Origin of the sequence: Colwellia sp. 75C3, assembly GCF_002836255.1 — a bacterium.
In the GTDB taxonomy this organism is placed as follows: Bacteria; Pseudomonadota; Gammaproteobacteria; order Enterobacterales; family Alteromonadaceae; genus Colwellia.
Genome location: NZ_PJAU01000060.1, coordinates 114871 through 132909, shown reverse-complemented (window position 1 = coordinate 132909; position 18039 = coordinate 114871). Strand labels below are relative to the sequence as shown.

At 36.3% G+C, this 18039-nt stretch carries 19 protein-coding genes; 2 read left to right on the top strand and 17 right to left on the bottom strand.

The window, feature by feature from the left end; genetic code table 11:
* Positions 1-37 precede the first annotated feature (37 nt).
* From CXF85_RS19985 to CXF85_RS19975, 3 genes are read right to left on the bottom strand one after another with little or no spacing between them, the layout of a single operon-like run.
* A complete protein-coding gene (locus CXF85_RS19985; protein WP_232771283.1) occupies positions 38-1456 on the bottom strand; it encodes an ATP-binding protein in 1419 nt (472 codons plus the stop codon).
* Positions 1457-1482: 26 nt separating this feature from the next.
* A complete protein-coding gene (locus CXF85_RS19980; RefSeq protein WP_101230407.1) occupies positions 1483-2157 on the bottom strand; it encodes a response regulator transcription factor in 675 nt (224 codons plus the stop codon).
* 17 nt (positions 2158-2174) lie between these two features.
* A complete protein-coding gene (locus CXF85_RS19975; RefSeq protein ID WP_101230406.1) occupies positions 2175-2444 on the bottom strand; it encodes a PepSY domain-containing protein in 270 nt (89 codons plus the stop codon).
* A 202-nt stretch (positions 2445-2646) separates the two neighbouring features.
* Here CXF85_RS19975 and CXF85_RS19970 point away from each other — a divergent pair, with 202 nt between their 5' ends.
* Positions 2647-3627 (top strand): choice-of-anchor H family protein, encoded by a 981-nt coding sequence (locus tag CXF85_RS19970; RefSeq protein WP_232771282.1) that lies wholly within the window; start codon positions 2647-2649, stop codon positions 3625-3627.
* Positions 3628-3951: 324 nt separating this feature from the next.
* Positions 3952-5907 carry a methyl-accepting chemotaxis protein gene (locus CXF85_RS19965; RefSeq protein ID WP_101230404.1) on the top strand — a complete coding sequence of 652 codons (1956 nt, stop codon included), beginning with the start codon at positions 3952-3954 and terminating at the stop codon, positions 5905-5907.
* Between the two features lie 206 nt (positions 5908-6113).
* Here the strand turns inward: CXF85_RS19965 and CXF85_RS19960 are convergent, their stop codons facing one another.
* The 14 genes from CXF85_RS19960 to CXF85_RS22850 all read right to left on the bottom strand — a co-directional run bounded on the left by CXF85_RS19960 (position 6114) and on the right by CXF85_RS22850 (position 17512).
* Positions 6114-7340, bottom strand: a complete 1227-nt coding sequence (locus CXF85_RS19960) for a class I SAM-dependent methyltransferase (RefSeq protein ID WP_101230403.1) — start codon at positions 7338-7340, stop codon at positions 6114-6116.
* Between the two features lie 37 nt (positions 7341-7377).
* The gene (locus CXF85_RS19955) at positions 7378-8178 is read right to left on the bottom strand and encodes a DUF1365 domain-containing protein (RefSeq protein ID WP_232771281.1); all 801 of its coding nucleotides are present in this window, start codon (positions 8176-8178) and stop codon (positions 7378-7380) included.
* Positions 8171-9445, bottom strand: a complete 1275-nt coding sequence (locus CXF85_RS19950) for an NAD(P)/FAD-dependent oxidoreductase (protein ID WP_101230401.1) — start codon at positions 9443-9445, stop codon at positions 8171-8173. The genes CXF85_RS19955 and CXF85_RS19950 overlap by 8 nt, the downstream gene beginning before the upstream one ends.
* On the bottom strand, positions 9442-10182 hold the full coding sequence (locus tag CXF85_RS19945) for an SDR family NAD(P)-dependent oxidoreductase (protein WP_101230400.1): 741 nt from the start codon (positions 10180-10182) through the stop codon (positions 9442-9444). The genes CXF85_RS19950 and CXF85_RS19945 overlap by 4 nt, the downstream gene beginning before the upstream one ends.
* Entirely contained in the window at positions 10182-10655 is a 474-nt protein-coding gene (locus tag CXF85_RS19940; RefSeq protein ID WP_101230399.1) for a nuclear transport factor 2 family protein, read from the bottom strand. Before CXF85_RS19940 ends, CXF85_RS19945 begins: the two co-directional genes overlap by 1 nt.
* A gap of 68 nt (positions 10656-10723) precedes the next feature.
* Positions 10724-12139 (bottom strand): deoxyribodipyrimidine photo-lyase, encoded by a 1416-nt coding sequence (gene phrB, locus CXF85_RS19935; RefSeq protein WP_101230398.1) that lies wholly within the window; start codon positions 12137-12139, stop codon positions 10724-10726.
* Between the two features lie 172 nt (positions 12140-12311).
* Positions 12312-13271, bottom strand: coding sequence for a YbgA family protein (locus CXF85_RS19930; RefSeq protein WP_101230397.1), 960 nt, complete (start codon positions 13269-13271; stop codon positions 12312-12314).
* Between the two features lie 48 nt (positions 13272-13319).
* Positions 13320-14006: a ChrR family anti-sigma-E factor gene (locus CXF85_RS19925; protein WP_101230396.1), complete on the bottom strand. Its 687-nt coding sequence runs from the start codon at positions 14004-14006 to the stop codon at positions 13320-13322.
* Positions 13999-14616 carry a sigma-70 family RNA polymerase sigma factor gene (locus CXF85_RS19920; RefSeq protein ID WP_101230395.1) on the bottom strand — a complete coding sequence of 206 codons (618 nt, stop codon included), beginning with the start codon at positions 14614-14616 and terminating at the stop codon, positions 13999-14001. Before CXF85_RS19920 ends, CXF85_RS19925 begins: the two co-directional genes overlap by 8 nt.
* Before the next feature lie 119 nt (positions 14617-14735).
* A complete protein-coding gene (locus CXF85_RS19915) occupies positions 14736-15317 on the bottom strand; it encodes an LON peptidase substrate-binding domain-containing protein (RefSeq protein ID WP_157829148.1) in 582 nt (193 codons plus the stop codon).
* Positions 15318-15431: 114 nt separating this feature from the next.
* Positions 15432-15998, bottom strand: a complete 567-nt coding sequence (locus tag CXF85_RS19910; protein ID WP_101230393.1) for a DUF3833 domain-containing protein — start codon at positions 15996-15998, stop codon at positions 15432-15434.
* On the bottom strand, positions 15991-16581 hold the full coding sequence (locus tag CXF85_RS19905) for a chalcone isomerase family protein (RefSeq protein ID WP_101230392.1): 591 nt from the start codon (positions 16579-16581) through the stop codon (positions 15991-15993). The genes CXF85_RS19910 and CXF85_RS19905 overlap by 8 nt, the downstream gene beginning before the upstream one ends.
* The gene (locus CXF85_RS19900; RefSeq protein WP_101230391.1) at positions 16574-17080 is read right to left on the bottom strand and encodes a DUF2878 domain-containing protein; all 507 of its coding nucleotides are present in this window, start codon (positions 17078-17080) and stop codon (positions 16574-16576) included. Before CXF85_RS19900 ends, CXF85_RS19905 begins: the two co-directional genes overlap by 8 nt.
* A gap of 270 nt (positions 17081-17350) precedes the next feature.
* Complete coding sequence (locus CXF85_RS22850) at positions 17351-17512, bottom strand: helix-turn-helix domain-containing protein (RefSeq protein ID WP_157829147.1); 162 nt, start codon at positions 17510-17512, stop codon at positions 17351-17353.
* Positions 17513-18039 lie beyond the last annotated feature (527 nt).

The following is an 18039-nucleotide window of genomic DNA, read 5'->3' as shown; positions in this document are numbered from 1 at the left end:
AAGACGAGAGCGCGAAGAGGATTCACATGGCTAACAGTTAAGCGTTATTAAGACTGGTAAAACGTAAGGTAAATTTTGCCCCTCCTAAGTTTTCAGAGTTAGTTATGTGCAATTCTCCTTGATAACTCTCAACCAAATCTCGAACAATCGCTAAACCAACGCCGTGTCCTACTTCGTAGGTATCTGCACGAACGCCGCGCTGGAGTATTTGTGCTATTTGTTGTTCTTTAATGCCGACACCGTCATCCTCTACACACATAACTAACGCGTCATCTTGTTGGCTAACGGTTAAACGAATAGTGTTATTCGCCGCTTTATAAGCGTTATCAAGTAAGTTACCTAAGAGTTCGAGTAAATCCGCTTCATCACCTTTGAAAGTTAATTTTCCGGTGAAGTTTAACTCTACTATTTTTTGCTCGCTATGATAGATTTTAGCTAAGGTGTTTAACAATTTATCGACTATCGGTTTAACCTCAATACCTAATAACCAAGAGGAATGTCCAGCGCTTTGCGCACGCTTTAGCTGGTGATCAATGGTTGAGTTTATACGGGTTATTTGCTCTTGATTAACCGAAGAAATATCCCTTTGCGCTTGCAGTACTGCCAGTGGTGTTTTTAAACTATGTGCAAGATCTGATAACGCATTGCGGTAACGTTGCCTTTGTTTTTGTTCAGTGGCTAATAATTGATTTAATTGTGTAGTGAGTTGCGCTAATTCTTTTGGATACAAGCTGGTTAACTTTTCTGCTCTACCCTGCTCTATCGCTTTTACTTCCTGCTCTAAAGTAGAGAGTGGTTTTAAAGTCCACATCAGCCAGACAAGTTGCAGCAATAATATAATGACCATTAAAATGGCTAAACCAAACCAAAGTTGCTGCTTGAAGTCACTAATAAGTTGTAAGAATGTTTTTTTGTCTCTAATGATATGTACTGTGAGTGGAAAGTTAAAATCATCCTCGGTAAAACTTACCGCATAGCTATAAATAAAGTGGGATGAACCATTCATTTCAATAGTAGAAAATGAATTTTCTCCCGTTGCCAATACGATGACTTCCCTCGGTAATTTTTCCTCAGATATATTAATCGTCAGTAATGATTGAGAACTCCATAAAATAGCATCGCCAAACGTTTGCTGTGTTGCTGTTTTAGTTTGATGGCTAACAGCACCTGAAATAAATGCATATAAACCTGAATCACTGACATTAAATTGATTTTCAATTAAGACTTCAGGCATCACTAGCTCAGCTTGTTCTACTTCTGCAACCGCTAAAATAGAATAACTATAAGCACTTAGCTCATTTTCAATACTGCGTTTCATGTGCTTTTCAAATGAATTCATGATAATAAAAGCAATGGTTGGCAATATAATAACCACCATCGCCAGTAAGCTCACTATCAAGCGAACTTTAAGTGAGTTTAAGAAAGTATTGAAAAAGGATTTTATAAAGATAAACAAGATTAAACCTAATCAGAGAAGTTAAACTAAGTGAATTTAAGTAAACGATAGCCTTGGCCACGCTTAGTTTCAATGAAGTTATGTTTACTATCAGGGTCTAGTTTTTTACGTAAACGCCTAATGAATACTTCAATCACATTTGAGTCTAAATCGAAGTCTTGATCATAAATATGTTCGGTTAACGTCGTTTTAGAAACCACTTCACCCACGTGTAGCATTAAATACTTAAACACTTTAAATTCATGTGCGCTTAAACTAACGCTTATCTGCTCTACTAGCACATCAGAGGTATTAGTATCTAAACTAAAGGGACCATTATTTATTGTCGAAGAGGCTTTACCTGCACTGCGTCTGATTAACGCATTTAAGCGTGAAGTGAGTTCCTCAACATGAAAAGGTTTAGTTAAATAATCATCTGCGCCTGCGTCTAAGCCAGCTACTTTATCTTGCCAGCGATCACGGGCAGTTAGAATTAAAATGGGAAAATCACGACCTTTTTCTCTGAGAGTTTTAACAACCGTAGTACCGTCAATCTTTGGTAAGCCAAGATCAATAACGGCGATATCATAATCGTATTCAGTACCTTGAAATAAGGCGACTTCACCATCAGAAGCAACATCAACAGAAAAGTTTTGTAAGAGTAATTGTTGTTGAAGTTCTTGTTGTAAGGCTTGGTCATCTTCAACTAAAAGTAAACGCATCGATATTTCCTTTTTCGTTAGTGCTTTTCTATTTTACCGGTTTTGGCATTAACCTTTTTCGATACCACTTGTCCGTTAGGTTTAACAATTTTTACTTTATAGCCGGTCTTATTTTTTTGCTTATTTACTTTTAGTACTTTACCGCCATATTGTTTTTGTACAATTTTTGCCGCCTGCTTAGAACTCGTAACTTTTTTATTAGCTTGCGTATTTGCCGCCACAGCAGCAGTTGTACTAAAAGTACCTACACAAATTAATAGCGTTAATAACAAAACTCGTAACATCATCTCAATACCTAATGCAGATAAATCTATATATACCCATGATACATCAAAATTCTTGCCGCAAATAAACTAAGTTTCAATAAAGGATACTAAAGACTAACTGAACAGGGGCTGAACAAATTCACTTGGCATGATTAATCTGTTCAGCTTGAGTTCAGCTAACTTACGGTTTAATGGCATTAAGTTACGACATAAGGATTTAATGATGAACAATTTTATCAAACACTTTTCTTCACGATTAACATTACAAAATACATCCATAAGTTTAGTAAAAGTAACATCAAGGTTTTCACCGATAGTAATGACTACCTTACAATTAACCCTCATGTTAACTGTCATGATGATTGCACTACCCAGTTTGGCTGTACAAGCTGACAATGCCAGTGAGATAGCTAACGGAACCAACCCTAAGGTTATTCAAAGTTACTCTAGCGGACAAATAGTAAATTCATCCGATAAGACATCACAAGAAGATGTATTAAAGCATATAAAGCAAAGGGTAATACTTGGCGACAGTGACCAAAAACTAAATAAAGTATTAAATGGCACTCGCGATGATGTAATTAGCAAAAAATACCAACAAGTACGTAAAATAACAAAGAGAACGGCTAGAAATATAACGACAATACCAAGCCTCAGTAATACCAGTAGGAGTTTTAGCGATGGCACTTTTGCGATTTATGAAGGTTACTCACAGTTAATTGAAGACATAGACGAGGACGGTTATTATCAGACGTTTAGCGTGACCTTTGATGCCGATTTAATTACCGGTTACGCTCATGATGAAGCGGTAGTTTATGCTGAATTATATTTAAGTGAAAATGGTGGGCCTTGGGTGCATTATTACAGTACAGACAATTTTGTTATCCATGGTGAGAGTTCAGATGATGAATTTGAAGTGTATAGCACTTTAGAACAAGGCTTTAGTGCTAATCAGTACGATATCCTTATTGACCTTTACGAAGACGGTTATCCCGATATTATTGCTTCTTATAGCAGTGATGACAGCAACAGTTTATATGGCCTGCCTTTAGAGAGTAGTGATTATGACGTTGAATATGTAGAGTATTATGAAGAAGTGCATACTCACGGAGGCAGTAGTTCAGTCATTTTATTAATACTGGTGGGAATTATGATATTTTCTCGTCGAAATAAACATCATAAAAATACATGTTATCAGTATTAATAAAGCTATATCACTGAATGTAATGTTTTTATAAATTGATAACGAGCTCAAATAAAACAGTATAAAAAATAATCGTTTTTTTTATACACATAGTCCTATACTCAAGAATGTAGGGAAACTATTTTCAGAGCTACAGTCCCTTTAATTTGACTGTAGCTACAACAAAGGGACACATTGAGTTAGAGGTAGCTCAAAACCAAACTAACATTTAATCCTGTCAAACATGCATACATATTAACACTCGTTTTAAATATGTATAAATTAGACCTTACGGACAATGTCTTGTTGATAAATTAATCTTATTTTCGATAAGGGGTGTAGAACATGTTCCAAAAGATGAAGCTTAATATGCAGCTCAATTTTTCTTTCGGTATTATTCTAATAATATTACTTATTACTTCTTTAGTAGCCTATCAAGGACTGTCTAAAACTTACGATGGTTTTGTTGATTATCGAGGGCTAGCCAAAGATACAAACTTAGCTGGTAGAGTTCAAGCCAATATGCTCACCATGCGTTTATCCGTATTGAGTTTCTTAAATACACGTAAAAAATCATCTATTGAACAATTTGACCAAAGACAAGAAAAAATGGACGTATTCCTCCAACAAGCAAAGGTTGAAATTAAAGATCCTAAAAGAGCGCAACTGGTGACAGAAGTAACTTCTGAAGTTGCTATATATATCAAAGGCTTCTCAGATGTTGTCGATTTATTTGCTGATAGAAATTCGATTGTATCAGCAAAGTTAGACCCCGCTGGTTTAGCTATGCGTAAAGCAACTACAGATATAATAACGTCCGCCTATAAAGACACTGACCCTGATGCAGCCTATTATGCGTCGCGTGTGCAAGAACATTTATTATTAGGTCGCCTGTATGTAACTAAATTTTTAGTGACCAATGCAGAGGCTGATTCATCAAGAGCCCTTAACGAGCTAACAAATAAAATGGCAGCAGAGCTCGATGAACTAGATAGACAAATAGAGAACCCAACAAGACGTATGTTACTTAATAAGGTTAAAGAAAATCACCAACAATATGTCGATGCATTCAACAAGGTTATTAAAATTATTAAGGCAAGAAATGAGCTTATTAATAACACTTTGAACAAAGTTGGCCCTTCCGTAGCGAATAAAATTGAACAAGTTAAATTATCAGTAAAAAAAGATCAGGATACTTTAGGTCCTAAAGTGCAAAATGATGCCAACAATGCCGAAGGTTTAGTGGCGATTATTTCCATCGGCGCACTTATTTTTGGTATATCTATTGCTATATTTATGGCTAAGATAATTCGCCAACCAATTGGCGGTGAACCAAGTGAAATAGCAGAAATAACCAATAAAATTGCTGCAGGAGATTTAAGTCAAAATCTTGAGATAAAAGATAATGATAGCGGTATTTATCGATCAGTGGCTGAAATGTCACAACGATTACGCGATCTTATTTGCTCGATGATGGAAACAAGTGGAACACTGATAACTTCAGCCAATAATAGTGCTGAAATAGCTGAGAAAAATAATAACATCGTGCTTGAGCAAAAGCAGATGACAGATATGGTAGTAGTTGCTATTGAAGAAATGTCAAACAGCATACAAGAAGTAGTAAGGCATGCCGCTGATTCTGCAGGTAAATCAGAAGTTGGTCTTAAAGAGGCGGATAAAGGTAAAATTGCAGTAGAAGCAACCGTCGCATCAGTGAATGATTTAGCAGAAAATTTAGCTGATTCAATGGTAATAATAACAGACCTCGAAAAACAGAGTAACGAAATAGGCTCTGTGATAGAAGTTATTCAGAGCATTTCAGAGCAAACCAACCTACTAGCATTAAATGCTGCTATTGAGGCTGCAAGAGCTGGAGACCAAGGAAGAGGTTTTGCTGTGGTTGCTGATGAGGTGAGAACACTTGCTCAACGAACTCAAGACTCTACTGCTGAAATTCACAAAATGATTAATAACCTGCAAGATGGCACAGCAAAAACAGTTGCCGCAATGCAGCAAAGTACCTTAAAAGCCAATGATACGGTTGAACAATCTAAAGCAACTGATACTGCACTTTCTGCCATTGATAAAATTATTAATGAAATATCTTCAATGAATATGCAAGTTGCCGCCGCTGTTGAAGAACAATCAAGTGTTGCTGCTGAAATTACTAATAACATGTCGGCAATCAAGGATAAACTTGATGAAACAGCACATGCAACTCAACAAGCAAGATCAGCAAGTATTGAAGTTAATGATATGGCAAGTCAATTAAATTTAATGGCTGGAAAATTTACCGTGTAAGAGATGATTAACTCAAACCCTGAATGCATTTCAAGGCTTTTCAATATAATCATTGAAAAGCCTTTTATTTAAATAAAAATTATTAATATTATATATGAATATTTTGAGTCATCACTTAATGTTGGATTCATTATATTAGGCAATAAATAGCAATAATAAATAGCGTGTTAAATTACCTAACCAATATGTTCGAATTAAGTGAACATTTACTTTCTAGCCACCAAATGAACCGTGCTAGTTGATCGTTCCAAAAATGCACCTTCACTGTAAGCAAAGTAATAAAGCCATAATCGTTTGAACGTTTCGTCGTAACCTAGTGCAGAAAGTGTTGACCATGACGCTAGAAAGTTAACTCGCCAGTGCGCTAATGTTTTCGCGTAATCAAGACCAATATCATCAAGAGATTCAACAACCAGTTCACTGTGATCAGTAATATGTTGAGTAAGTACATTTACTGAAGGTAAAAAACCACCTGGGAAAATATAACGCTGAATAAAATCGACATTACGTTTGTAATAATTAAAACGCTGATCAGCTATAGTGATTGATTGAATAAGTAATTTTCCGCCGACTTTTAAACGGTCATTACACTGCTTAAAAAAGCTGGGTAAGTAATCATAGCCAACTGCTTCTATCATCTCTATAGAAACAACTTTATCAAAGCTACCGGTTAAATCCCGATAATCCTCTTTAAGTAAAGTGATTTTGTCATCTAACCCTAGCTCTTCTACACGCGTTTGAGCATAGGCATATTGTGCATCAGAAATAGTGGTGGTGGTAACATGACAGCCATAATGCTGTGCAGCGTAAATAGCTAATCCACCCCAACCTGTACCAATTTCGAGTAAATGGTCATCAGCATTAAGTGATAACCGTTGGCATATTGTTGCTAGTTTATGCTGTTGAGCCTCATTTAACGATGCACTTTCGTTTAGATAAATGGCTGATGAGTACATCATGTCAGGATCTAAAAATCGCGTATATAATTCATTTCCTAAATCATAATGCGCCAATATATTGCGCTTTGAACCTGACTGGGTGTTTCTATTTTGCCAGTGGCTGACCGTGTTTTTTAGCTTACTCAACCATGATTTATTAGCTTCAAGACTATCAGTTTGTTGCTGTGCTTTAGCAAAAACACGAATAACATTGGTTAAATCAGGGCTAGTCCATTTTCCTTCAATGAAAGCCTCTGCTGCGCCAATACTGCCTCCTTTAACAAAGTCTCTATATACACTGGTATCGTGAATGTGTATTTTTCCCTTAATAGCTTTATCATCAATGTGTTCAGGAAAATACGAATGAACTGAGCCCTCAACAACTTCTAATTGACCATAGGTAAGCTTTGAAAAAACATTCAGAACTAGAGTACGGCATCGCTTGTCTAACCAATTAGCCTCTTTTAATACTCGTACTTCTTCAACACGTTCCATTCTATTCCCCTACTCATTATTTCTTTAAGATAAGCTATTAGTCAGCTTTTTGATAACCAATAAAAGGTACACGTTTAACGAATAACTTAAGCGCTTGCCAGTATATGCTTAACACAACCTGCACGGTCATAACGGGTAACTGACACCAAATTCGCAGTAAACTCGTTTTAGTAAAAGGTTTTTTCCGCATTACTAGACTCGCATCAAATAGTTTATTCACTGTGCCACTTTGTTCATCAATACTTTTGTTTTCAATTTTAACCAGTAACTTATCGTCTATAGAACAAGGCGGTGTGACCTGCCAATAATATGTCATCGCTAAGTCCATAAACGGCGAAACTTGAAACATCTTTTTAGTCGTTTTATCATCTATTTCATTTAACAAATTGATTAAGTAATAATGGCGTTCATTCCAAGGTGTATTGCTCACTTCTGCCAGCATTTGTGTACATTTACCATTGCTGTCGTAGCAAAAATAAAAATTAGCGGGACTAAAATAAATACCGAAACACCTAACTTGTACCAACATCACAATTCTTTTTATATCTGCATGACCGGCTAATTGGTGCACTTTATTCTTTATACGCTCACGTAAAGGAGAAGGATCACTTGCTCGACTATTTTTTGAGTTTTCTTTTAAGTAATCTTTTTCCACAAAACGTAATGGTCGATACCAAGAAAACCCAAAAACACCCAGGCTTCCTTGAGATTTTTCGACATCATCAATATCAAGCGCCAGCATAAATAAACGATAGTCAAAACTGTGCTTTTTAGGGCTAAAGCGTCGATGTATCACATTACCGAGGTAAATATGACTATGACTAAATGAATTAGGCATGTTCATCATCTATCGCTAAATAACAGTCAAAGCGTTTAGCCACTTCAACAGCACTTCTTACACCATCCTCATGGAAACCACTGTGCCAATAAGCGCCAGCAAAATGTGTATGATTAAGGCCGCAAATTAAATGTCTTTGTTGTTGAGCTTTAATCGAGGCTGAGGAAAAAACAGGATGGTGATAGGTGAACTCTCTTAATATCTCATTGGGGTCAATGTCATCTTTTTGATTTAAGGTTACGCAAAAGGTATGTTTGCTTTGAATGCCCTGTAATATATTCATGTTGTAAGTAACGCTAGCCGCCTTATTACGGTCATGGCTTAACTGATAGTTCCAACTTGCCCAAGCTTTTTTCCGTTTAGGTAATAATTTCTTATCGGTATGCAATACAACGGTGTTCGCACTATAAGGCATCGCTGACAACACCATTTTTTCATTCTCGTTTGCATCATCTAATAAGGCGAGTGCTTGGTCTGAATGACAAGCGATGACGACTTCATCAAAAGTTTGGCTAGCTGCATTTTTAAAGTGTAAATGTACTTTGTCATCACTTCGCGTAATGCCGGTAATGTTGGCGTTAACGTGAATATCGTCCTTGAAAGGTGCGCACAATGGCGTTAAGTAACTACGAGACCCTTGTGGAATGACATACCATTGTGGTCTGTCAGCAATATTTAATAAGCCATGATTATGAAAAAACTTTACAAAAAATGTAAATTCAACCTCTTCCATTTGCGCTAATGAGCTCGACCAAATTGCCGCGCCCATAGGTAGAATATAATGCTCTGCAAAAAACTCACTAAAGTTATGCTGCGTTAAAAAATCACCTAACGTTAAACCATCAATATATTGTTCTTGTTCAAAAATACTTTTGCACAATTTATTGAAGCGTAAGATTTCTTTAACTAACAACCAAAATGTCGGTTTGAAAATGTTTCGTCGTTGGGCAAATAATGTATCCAAGTTATGACCATTATATTCCAACCCTGTTTGGCAATTGTGTACCGAAAAACTCATTTCAGTTGGTGTTTTCCCTATACCAATTTCATCAAGTAAAGCTAAGAAGTTAGGATAAGTTTTATCATTAAAGACAATAAACCCGGTGTCTATGGCAAATTTTACGCCTTCTTTTTCTATATCAACCGTCGCCGTATGCCCACCAATACAGTCATTTTTTTCAAATACAGTAACCTTGTGCTTTTTGGATAATAAATAGGCGGCGGTTAAGCCGGAAATACCTGAGCCAATAATTGCAAAGTGCTTCATAGGCTTTCCTTATTGGTGTTATGTTTTCTGGTAATAAGTGACTGCCATAAAGATGAAGGTAAAAAGGCAAAAATCTTCATCATAAGTGTCAGCCTTTTAGGAAAATGTAGGTATTTTTGATGCTTATTAATCCCGGTAATAATTCGAGTTGCGGCTTGTTCGCTGGTTAATAAAAAAGGCATGGTAAAGTTATTCTTATCGGTTAAAGGCGTACTAACAAAACCTGGGTGTACCAAGGTAACGTCAATGCCATGCTCCACTAAATCAAGCCGTAAGCTATTGGCTAAGTAATCCATGCCAGCCTTTGATGCGCCGTAAGCTTCACTGCGTGGAAAAGGCAAAATAGTGGCACTTGAACTGACAAAAACAACTTGCCCACCTTTTTTCACTTTCGGTAAAAAGTATTGTAGTAAGGCGCCTAAGGAGGAAAGATTGGTGTCGATAATATTGGCAAATAACTCACCATCGAAGTTTTTAGCATCATCAATATAGCGACAATCACCGGCATTTAGAATCAGTAGATCTAGCGCTTCAATCTCTTCAGCTGCAGATGCTATTTGTACTGGCTGAGTAATATCAAAGTTACATGTTTTAAAAGCGCGTGAGGCTATATCCGCAAGTTTGTCTTCGTTACGGCCACAAGCAATCACGTTAGCACCTTGAGTAACGTACTGTTCAAATAGCGCTAAACCAATACCTGATGTGGCACCGGTAATTAAAACCGTTTGAGTGCTCATTAGTTCGCTGCCTTAACTTTTATCCACTTAGTCAGCTTACCTAATATTGGCAATTGTTCATAAAGCATCGCGCCTAAATCAAGGTAATCTCGATGATATATCACTTTATCGTCCACTCCCTTAATATGTGAGGTGCCAAGAACGGTTACCGGTTGCCCCTTATTTAACTTGGGGTGTTGATAAGTCATCGACCAATAGAGTGATGCTTGCGAGTCTTGCCACATCACATCATCAATAACAAACTCACAGGAAGATAAGTTCTGATAAAGACTGGTGAAATACTGATATAAATCGTCAAAACCTTCTACGTGATGCATAGGGTCAATAAATGTCACTTTGTCATGGTAAACTGCTGACAATAATTTTAGACTATCTTTTGATAACTTTTGATAAACAATAACAAAATTATTGAGCCATAAAGGTGAGCCTTGCATGCTCTGTTCTAACGTATTAAGTGCGGTATTACTTTTCATTTTTATCACCTTGAAACGGCTGTTTTAGCATTCTAATGAGCGCGTAAGTACTCTTTATAATTACGAAGTTAAACTTTATAAAAAGCTAATGCTTTTAACCTTGCTTCTTTATGGTCCACAATTGCAGGCCAATAAATATTGAGTTTATTATCCGCAATAAACTGATGAGGAAAATGAATTTCCTTATCCGAAAGACTTTCAAGCTCTGGTATATACTTACGTATGAACTTGCCTTTAGGATCAAAACGTTCGCTTTGTCTTATTGGATTAAATATTCGAAAATAAGGTTGGGCATCACACCCCGTACTAGCGGCCCACTGCCAGCCGCCATTATTAGAGGCTAAATCGCCATCAATTAGGTGCTGCATAAAATATTTCTCACCTAAGCGCCAATCAATTAATAAGTGTTTGGTAAGAAAACTGGCGACCACCATCCGCAGTCGATTATGCATCCAACCTGTTTGATTAAGTTGTCTCATCGCCGCATCGACTAGAGGGTAGCCAGTTTTCCCCTGACACCATGCATTAAATAAGGTGATATCGTTATGCCACTGCACGCCTTGGTAGTTTTCTTTATAACATTGATGTTTACATAAGCGTGGCTCATGAAAAATCAGGTTTCGATAAAACTCACGCCAAATAATCTCATTCAACCATGAAAACTCCTCACTGTCGGATGCCAGTAGAAGATCGGGGTACTTGTTAAGTAATAATCGAAGTACATAACGAGGGCTTATAACGCCAGCAGCTAAATAAGGCGAAATACCTGATGTACCTTTAACTGACGGAATATCTCTATTGTGTTTATAAGTACTAATTTTTTCTTGATAAAAGCTTGGCAGTATTTGTTGTTCAAAAAAAGTAGCTAATGGCCAGGTACTTGAAAGGCTTTCCTGACTATCACACTCTTTATTTGTGTCACTAGCGTGAGAAGGTACAGCTAACCTTACTGAGCTATTTAATACTTTGCCTAAATACTCAAAACCAGCTTGCTGAACATAGGTTAACCAAGCACGTTTGAACGGGGTAAAAACCTTATACATAATACCTGATTGATTAAGGACTTTACCCTTAGGCACAATTACGTCAGCTTCAAGTAAGGTTAATGCAGTACCACTAGCCTTTAACTCCAAATATAGGGCTTTGTCGCGTTGCTGTTCATTAAACTCGACCTCACTACTAGCGACCACTTCAGTAATATTATGTTGCTGACAATAATCCCTTAAATATTCTTTTTGCTGGCTAAAGTCATCGGCATTAATTAATTCGAGTTCAATGTTGAGCAGTGCTAGCTCTTTAACCAATGCATAAGCATGACGTTTAACGAAATCTATTTTTATCGGTGACCAATCATGTTGTTGCCATTTTTTTTCACTGACAAAAAAAATGGCTTTACGCGGCTTTTCTGAGTCAGATTGACTCAGAAAGTAGTGTAAAGCCGGATTATCATGTGTTCGAAGGTCATTACGAAACCAAAGTAGCAAGGGTGATCCTTATATACTGTGAAAGCATTATTAGAGATTAGGCGAAATATAAAATTAAAATAGACTGTAATAAAAAACCAGCTTATATAACTAATCTGTAGCCTAAAAAATCAGCTAGGCTACAGATTAAGAATTTACTTTTAGAATCTATTTAAAAATAAATTCTAAGTAATTAATAAGCGTATCTTAATCTTAAAACATCTGGGTACGGAGACAAATATGCTTGCTGGGTTAAGTAATCTTTCGGGTGATTCAATAAATAATGTTTAATCAACGTTAAGGGGGCCATTAACGGGATAAGACCTTCACGATAAGCATCAATTTGTTCACATAACTCTTGTCTTTCATTGGCTTGTAAGTGCTTTGAAAAATACCCTTGAATATGTGCCAAAGTATTGGCATGCTTTTTACGTGTCGCAATAATTTTCAGTGCTGTCATTAACCCCAATATATATTGTGATGCTTGCTCTTCAAGGGCTAAGTCTGCTCTGGCTAATAATTGCCCTAACTCTTTATAAGCGATTAAATCATGACTCATTACAGTATATTTGTAATGGCTATGAAAGGTCGTTAGCTTGTGTTTAGTTAGTCCTGATTCAACGACCAATTGCCAGTGTTTATAAGCAAATACTCTAGCAACAAAGTTTTCACGAATTAACGGATCATTTAAACGACCATTTTCTTCACAAGGTAATAATGGATTAGCGTCCATAATCTCCTTAGCAAAAGCTCCTATGCCATGTGAAGGTAAAGCGTTACCTTCAGGGCTATAAATCTTTACTCTCTCCATGCCACAGCTAGGACTTTTAGCGCAAAAGATGTAACCCGTTAATGATTTAGTCATGCTCGCTACTTTCTTGCCATAAGCCTTTAATGCCTCAGTTACATCACCACTGCCATCTTTTTGAGAAACATGAATCATATCACCACGCTTTATTTGACGAATAGTGGGTCTAGGAATAGGTAAACCTACCGCAACTTCAGGGCAAAATGATTTATAGGTAACATGTGCCGAAAATTCTTTAATGCAAAAATGAGACGGTTTATTACTGGCATCAAAACGAACTTTTTCACCTATTAAACAAGCGCTAATACCAATTTCTATCTCTTTTTTATCAACTGAATAAATCATGTGTTTTTCCTTCTATATTCTGATGGTTAACTTGATGGATTTAGTAAGTTAATAAATAAAAGAACCTATCGGATTAAGTAATTTATTTATGCCTTTAGTAAAGTGTAGTGGAGCACTAGCAACGGTGTAACAAAGACAACCATTGGTAGAAACAGGGTTATGCTGATGAGAGCCATCTAACATGATAAAATCCCCCTTTACATACTCTCCGCTTTCATCATGAAATGAACCGGCTAATAGCACAGTAAGTTCAAAGCCTTTATGGGTATGTTCCGGTACGCCTCCACCAGGCTGTATATGTAATAAACTGGTATGGATTTCGTTTTCATTAAGCTGAATACGTGTTCGCGTTAACTTGCCAATATGAGCATGCTTACCTAGTTCCATACTATTTAATGCTGTCGGGATAATATAAGTTTCATCATTAAAGCTAATGTTTTTTTCTATTGTAGGCACGACAACATCTATATCAGAAGAGTCAACAATAGCATTTATCATGTGGTCAAAATCTATGGCTGCGATACTTTCTAATGCATCATTATCATCGACAATGAATCGGTCTAAAAACTCTTCTTCAAAACTATTTTCAGCCACTTGTTCAGTAAATTGGGCAATCGTTTTCTGACATTCAACACACATATCCGCGTGTATAGCGATACCAGCAGATAGAGATGCAGGTAAGTCTCCATTAACAAATGCTTGAATGAGTTCAAATTTAGGGTGATTGTTAATCATGTTTTTCTCCTAACTGTACTTTGAGTTTACCTAGGGCTAGACGTAATCGAGATTTAACAGTGCCCAGCGGTAAATTAAGATGAACAGCTAATTGCTCTTGTGACATTTCCCTGAGATAAAAACCTTTCACAACGTCTTGTTGAGCTTGCGGTAGATTTTCTATGACACTGAGTAAATTTTTATCAGCTAGATGATCATCAAAACCTTCAGTCTCACAGCTCATACTTTCAGCTACAGGCCAAATATCATCGCTCAGGTTATCTTCTTTGTTGCCTTGAATTTTTCTTAGCATATCGAAAGTAACATTACGCATTACCGTATAAACCCAAGTGGTAGCCGCGCCCTTATCCTTATTGAATAAGTGTGCTTTTCGCCAAACATTACTCATAGTGTCTTGCACTACTTCATTGGCTTGCGCTTCATTAGGGAACTTACCACGCGCAATACGTAGAATTTTTGGTGCAAAAAACTGGAACAAGTGAGTGAAAGCTTGTTTGTCTCTACTATGCGCAACTGAATCAAGCCATTGACAAAGTTGTGGGTGATTTATTTTATCTGACATATGAGTAGATTTAGCACTTGTCTCTTTGCTTAGCAAGTTAGTCTGCATTGCTTCATCTCACTATTTATTTAAACATGTTAGGTTATACGTTCAAATAAATGTCAGGATCACTTTAAATAGAAGATATTCGTAAGTTATTTAAAAAATATTTAAATACTTTCTAAAATCTAGCTAAAGATAATTGATTCAACAAACAATTTCGCCTTTTGAAAGTTATGGTTAACAACGAAGTCATTTTTTACCCCTAACTCAATTGGCAGTATTTCTAACCACCTTGCTAAAACCCAATGGCTATCATTGAAAAGTTTTTCGGGATATAGAGCGTTAAGCGCTTCATTCTGTGCAAAGATACTTTCAAGCGATGTTGATAGCTCACTCGTTGCTTTATCTGTACTCATATCTGACCAATGCTTTATATAGCTAACATCACCAAAATGTAAATTATCATTGTCTTGCTCTACGCTATTAATAACGACCAACGACTTACATTTAACGTCAATTTCTAAAATACCATCGTCGCCTTGATCAAAATTAATGATGTCGACCCAACTACCCCACTGCATATTTTCGCCCTTATCATCGGCATTAATACTGGTATCATTTAACCAAATAACAAAGCCTTGATTCGATGAGGCAATACTCATCATCTTTAAATATCGAGGTTCAAATATTCGTAACTTGGTGACACCCTCTGGTAATAAGAATACCGGCAAGGGGAATATGGGTAAGGTCACAGTTGTTTCGTTCATAGCAGTATCACTTTCTGGTTTATATCTATCCATACGTTAATGAATAAAAATGTTAATTTATACAACTGTCAGAGTAAAAACAGAGCAAAAAATTTACTCCTAACAACAGTGTATTTATATCGAGTTGCCATTTGGGCAGGTTTGTACTTGTGTTTGTTTATCAAAAAACAATGTCACTTCCGCAACGTTAATACCTAACTTACTCATTGAGGTTTTATTCATTACCCGATGTTCGTCTAGTTGATACATCCAATCATCCATAAAGACTTGATAAGTTTCATCTTCGACAACTAATGATAATTGGTATTGAAACTGAAAAGCAAAGCCCTGATGTTTACCAAGGGCTGTTCCTACCACATCTTCCGCTTGCCCTTGGTAGCTACCATCGACTTTTTTTGATAATTGCCAGTTTCGATAACTGACTTCACCATCATTAAAGTAGAATGTTTCGGCAAGCACGCCATCATTGCCCTGCCAACTGCCCACTATTTCAACACAAAAGCGTCGACTTACTTTATTAGAGTAATCTTGAACCATACCCCAACCGATAACCTGACCATCAAAGTAATTCTTAATATCAAAAGGGGTTTCAGTCTCTTGATAATCGTTTAAAGCTGTAGAACAACTAGAGATACACACACTAACCATTGCTATAAGTATAAAATGCTTAAGTTTATTCATCTTTGATACCTCCTAATAATTCATGGCGAAGGCTTGGTTCACTGGTATTTTCAGATAACCAAATAGCCAAAAACATTTGCCCAAATTTGGCATCATTAATAACGCCAACATATTGCTGATTAAAATAGAAAACACTGCGTCCTTGGTGAATAAGCAAAGTTAAACTATCGCCATCGGTAATATTTGGCCAAATAGCTTTTAGTTCCGGCAAATAATCTTGGTATTTTTCTGGCGTTATGCCTAGGTGTTGCCATTGCTCAATGGTTCTTTCAATAAGGTCATCACTCGAAATATCAGCCAAATAATTGATATCCAGCAGTAAGTTATCTTTTTCTATTTCAATGGGATATTTTCCTGATGTTGTCAGTAACTGACTTTTATAGAGATCCCAAAACAAAAAAGAAAAGGTCGTTTCACCAATCGATACAAACTTTCGTGTATCCAGAGTGCTTTTAAAATTGTTGGGTAACGTCATTGCATCAGTCATACTTTTTGCAAAGGCCGCATTTTGTGACAAACAAATTGTTATCAAGCAAAAACACGAAAAATGTGCAGAGAATAAATAATAAGGAATTCTAAACATGGCTCACCTCTACGTTGACTAATTTATCTTTTAAAGCGAAAAATAAAACAAATAACCATGCCCAGATAAAACTCAATATTAAGTATGTTATTAGCGGTGACAAACTAAAATCAACCACTTCAAATTTGTAACCTGCCATATAACTTAATGGTGCGAATAATGCTCCAACCAGTAGTTGTAAGACTTTAGATTTAGCTAAAAATTGTAAACTATGACAAATAGTTGCCCCAAAACAAGCCCATAACACCATCAACCAAAACGGAATGTGATTACTGTTAGCAAAAATAAAAACAGTGGAATATTGAAATAGTGAGTCGATAAAGATGCCAATGACGGTTATCGACAGTATTAACCATAATTCACTCGGTACTTTTGCTATAAAATATAAGTGAGCACTAAGCAATAACAGGCTAAAGGGAATAAAAGTATTGCCCCAATAAACCAAGCCAAACCAGGCAAGGTTAAAAACAACTAGGTTAAACATCATTAAATTATTCAAATAGCATCCAAAATATATATCAATAGCCTCTTTAAATTAACGTACGTTTGAAATGCTAATTTAGATTAATGTATTTAATATTTATTTAATGATTTGGATTAGATTAGCAACGAAAAGTGATTTTATTCCCCATTAACGATAGATATAACGGATCCTGTTATGCCTCACTAAATTTCAGGCATAAAAAAACCACCTCAAAAGGTGGTTAATTATTAATGCCTAGTTGTACTGACAACCTTTAGACATTGTGTAAGGGGAATAAATTTCACCTTACTTAATGTATTTCTCTTTGACCTTATAAACGGCGTCACGAGTTACATCTTGCTTACTTGCTATTTGAATGACAGAAACTCCATCAAGTAATGATTCAAGAATAGTGACTGTACGTTTGTTTTTTTCATCAGCTAGAAATAGCTCCAGTGCTTTATTCAAAATTATTTTCCTCTATACCAATTACACTAAGAAATTAATCAACTTAGAGTTATATTAGCGAGCTTAAAACAATCAGAATTACTTAAACATAGTCATTCTATATTTCTTTAATTTTGAGCAGTTATTAGTTTGCTAATAAACTCCCAAAGGGCGAGCTTAAAAGGCTTACATGCTGCGTTATTGATTTTGAGAAGGACGCTGCATGGATACAGCTTATTAGAGGATGCAGGAGCACATCCTCCTGAATAACCATTCGCTTCAATCAATGCCTTGCCTCTAAGCCTTTTAATTCTCGCTAAGTGGTCAATTAATTAATGTACTTGGTATTACTTTGATTAAATGAGTGGCAACCTGATGCGAATAACCCCTTTGCATCTGTGAATACGATAGTCGCTACTACTAATGCTACTTTTTATTTTCTCTAATTATTTCTAACTAAATTAATTACTGCAATGGCTGGTTAAGCAACCTTGCGAGACTTCTTAAAAACTATATTGACGATCTTGTTGTTTGGCTGTGTTGGCTCT